The organism is Xanthomonas sp. SHU 166 (assembly GCF_000364685.1).
Lineage (GTDB): Bacteria > Pseudomonadota > Gammaproteobacteria > Xanthomonadales > Xanthomonadaceae > Xanthomonas_A > Xanthomonas_A sontii.
The window spans coordinates 1-3,533 of record NZ_AQOJ01001006.1; the positions used below are offsets into that span (position 1 = coordinate 1).

Annotated in this window: 3 protein-coding genes and 1 pseudogene; 3 read left to right on the plus strand and 1 reads right to left on the minus strand. The window is 72.0% G+C overall.

From position 1 onward, the window contains the following. The 3 genes and pseudogenes from D180_RS22225 to fabG all read left to right on the plus strand — a co-directional run. Positions 1-463: pseudogene (locus tag D180_RS22225) on the plus strand (hypothetical protein); the annotation flags it as partial. Between the two features lie 4 nt (positions 464-467). After that, on the plus strand, positions 468-899 hold the full coding sequence (locus tag D180_RS22230; RefSeq protein WP_043091559.1) for a phosphotransferase: 432 nt from the start codon (positions 468-470) through the stop codon (positions 897-899). A gap of 349 nt (positions 900-1,248) precedes the next feature. Continuing rightward, entirely contained in the window at positions 1,249-1,986 is a 738-nt protein-coding gene (gene fabG, locus D180_RS22235) for a 3-oxoacyl-ACP reductase FabG (protein WP_017914501.1), read from the plus strand. A gap of 52 nt (positions 1,987-2,038) precedes the next feature. Here the strand turns inward: fabG and D180_RS22240 are convergent. Next, positions 2,039-3,533, minus strand: a 1,495-nt coding sequence (locus D180_RS22240) for a tannase/feruloyl esterase family alpha/beta hydrolase (protein ID WP_017914502.1), incomplete at its 5' end; no start/stop codon positions are given.

The window sequence follows — 3,533 nt, forward strand, 5'->3', positions numbered from 1 at the left end:
CGCCTACCGCGGCCGCGTGCTCGCCGCGCTCGGCGTGGCCGCGGTGCTGCTGGCGCTGACCGTGGCGATCGCGCTGCGCACGCCGCGGCGGATCGTGCGCGTGCTGCTGCCGATGGCGCTGACCACGTTGCTGATCCTGGCGATCCTGCGCGGCTGCGGCGTCGAACTGAACCTGTTCCACCTGATCGCGCTGATCCTGGCCGCCGGCCTGGGCCTGGACTACGCACTGTTCTTCGACCACGCCGGCGACGACCGCGCCGATCAGTTGCGTACCCTGCATGCGCTGATTGTGTGCAGCCTGATGACCCTGCTGGTGTTCGCGCTGCTGGCCGCCTCGAGCATCCCGGTGCTGCGCGCGATCGGCAGCACCGTGGCGCTGGGCGTGCTGTTCAATTTCGTGCTGGCGCTGCTGATTTCGCGCGAGACCGCCAGCGAGGCCCAGGAGAACCGCCATGCACACTGAGCCCCTGCACGGACGCGACGCCATCGCCGCCCTGGTCCCGCACCAGGGCCTGATGTGCCTGTGGGAAGAGGTGGTCGCCTGGGACGCGCAGCGCGTGGTGTTGCGCAGTCTCGCGCATCGCCAAGTGGAGCATCCGCTGCGCAGCGGCGCGCGCCTGCACGCATTGCACCTGTGCGAGTACGGCGCGCAGGCGATGGCGGTACACGGCGGCCTGCTCGGCCGTGCGGCCGGCACGCCGGTGCGTCCGGGCATGCTGGTGGCGCTGCGCGGGGTGCAGTTGCATGTCAGCGAGCTGCAGGATCTGTCCGGGCCGATCGAAGGCGAGGCCGAGGTGCTGCTGCAGGCCGAGGACAGCCAGCAGTACGCCTTCCGCATCACCCATGCCGGGCAGTTGCTGGCCGAGGGCCGCGCGACGGTGATGCTGGGCGCGGCGTGACCGCGTAGGCGTCGACGGCCCTGCGGGCGCGGCGAGCGCAGCTTGCCGAGTATCCAAGCTTGCAAGGCGTCGGGACTGAAGTCCCTCCCACAGTGCACCCGGGCAACGCAATGCAACTCCCTGTACCCGCATCGTGCATGCCGGGGCAACCGCTGGGCGAGGGCCGTGCCCCGGTAATGCCCATCGCGGCTGAAGCCGCTCCTACAAAAAGACGTCGCGTGGTGATCGGCGGTGCGTTTCAGCCGCGCCGCGTATTCCCTGCACGTCGTCGCGGCTGAAACCGCGCCTACGGGCGCGCGGATGAACCGTTAGGATGACGGCCCATCTTCATTGCGACCGAGGATTCCCGATGTCTGCATCCCCCGCACCGCGCCGCGCCCTGGTCACCGGCGGCAGCGGCGATCTCGGTGGCGCGATCTGCCACGCCCTGGCCGCGCAGGGCCTGCACGTGATCGTGCACGCCAATGCCAACGTCGCGCGCGCCGCCGCGGTGTTGGAGGCGATCGTCGCCGCCGGCGGTAGCGCCGAGGCGGTGGCGTTCGACGTGGCCGATGCGCAGGCCAGCGCGCAGGCGCTGGCGGCGCTGCTGGAGGCCGGCCCGATCCAGGTGCTGGTCAACAACGCCGGCATCCACGACGACGCGCCGATGGCGGGCATGAGCGCGGCGCAATGGCACAAGGTCATCGACGTTTCGCTGCACGGCTTCTTCCACGTCACCCAGCCGCTGCTGCTGCCGATGGCGCGCACGCGCTGGGGCCGCATCGTCAGCGTGTCCTCGGTGTCGGCGGTGCTGGGCAACCGCGGGCAGACCAACTACGCTGCGGCCAAGGCGGCGCTGCACGGCGCCAGCATGTCGCTGGCGCGGGAAATGGCCAGCCGCGGGATCAGCGTCAACGTGGTCGCGCCGGGCGTGATCCAGGGCGCGATGGCCGAGAGCGCGTTCCCGCCGGAGGCGATCAAACAGATGGTCCCCGCCGGACGCCCGGGCAAGCCGGAGGAAGTGGCCGCACTGGTCGCGTTCCTGTGCTCGGACGCGGCCGCCTACATCAACGGCCAGATCATCGGCATCAACGGCGGCATGGGCTGACGACCGCGCGGCCGTTGCGCCGCCATGCCGGCGGCGCAACGGCGGCGTGCGCTCAGCGGCAGACGAAGCTGGACGCCGCCTCCACGTCGCCGCCGACGTAGCGCGCCACCTGCGGATACGGGCACAGCGGCCGGCTGCGCTGGCTGCTCCAGTTGGCCGGTACCTCGGCATTGGGCGCGGCGCTGCCGCTGCCGCGTGCGCTGGCGACGATCGCGGCCGGCGCCTGGCCCTGCTCGACCCAGGCCACCAGCGGGGTCAACGCGTCGAACTGGTCGGTGGCCGGCCCGCCGGCGCAATGCGCCATCGCCGGCACCGCGAACAGGCGTGCGTAGCTGGCGGCGTCGGCATCGGCGGTGCGCAGGCGGTCGTACCAGGCCGCGGTATCGGCGAAGGAGAAGATGCCGTCGCCGGTGCCGTGGTAGATCAGCAGCTTGCCGCCGCGCTTCTTCAGCGTGGTCAGCCGGGTCTCGTTCGGCGGGGTCATGTACGACCACGCGGATTCGCCAAAGGCGCCGGCCGTGGCGAAGATCTTCGGCGCGTCGCGGTCCATGTCGAACTGCAGCGCATAGCGCTTCAGATCCTGCAGCACCGCCGGATCCTCCGGCGGGGTGACGAAGCCGAAGGCCACCGAGCCGGGCACCAGGGTCAGCGAGGCGTCCTGTCGCCAGCCGGCCCAGTCGCCGCTGGCGATGCCCGGGTCGTAGGGAAAGGGCGCGTACAGCGGCGTGCCGGCGCTGTTGCGCGCGCCGGCGTGGATGGCGCCGAGCGCGCGCTTCTGCGCCGGGGTCAGGCATTGGCCGGTGCGCCCGGCGCTGCCGCAGGTGGCGACATCGCGGTTCAGGTCGAAGCGGCGCTGGCAGGCGAGCACGTCCTGCACCATGCCGTCGCGCACGCCGTCCAGCGCATCGCAGGTGGCGACGATGCGCTCGGCCACCAGGCTGCGCTCGGCGGCGGTCAGGCCGCTGCGCGTGTCGCTGCCGCCGGCCAGCGCCGCCAGTTGCTGGGCCGCGGCCAGGTCCGCGATCGCCGCCTTGGGCAGATGGAACCCGGGGTCGCCGACCAGGATGCCGTCGTAGTCCTGCGCGTCGCGCGCGGCGGCGACCATGCCATGGCGGCCGCCGTTGGAGCAGCCGCCGAAGTAGCTGTAGTCCGGCGCCTTGCCGTAGGCGATCTGCACCACGCGCTTGGCCATCGGGGTCAGCGCCTGCACTGCCTGGTAGCCGTAGTCCAGGCGCGCCTGCGGATCGCGGCCGAACAGCGGGTTCTGCGCGTTGCTGTGCCCGGCATCGGAGCTGATGACCGCAAAGCCCATGCGCAGCGGATTGTCGCGCTGGCCGCCGCCGCCGATATCGCCGAGCGCGGGGACCACGTTGCCGTCCAGGCCGCCGTTGGCCTGGTAGAAGAAGCGCCCGTTCCATGCCGCCGGCAGGCGCATCTCGAAGCCGATCGCGTAGGACTGGCCGTCCGTGCCGACGCGTTCGTGCATCAGCCCGGTGACCTGGCAGTGCGCGCCGATCGGCTGGCCGGCCACCTGCAGGGCGCCGGCC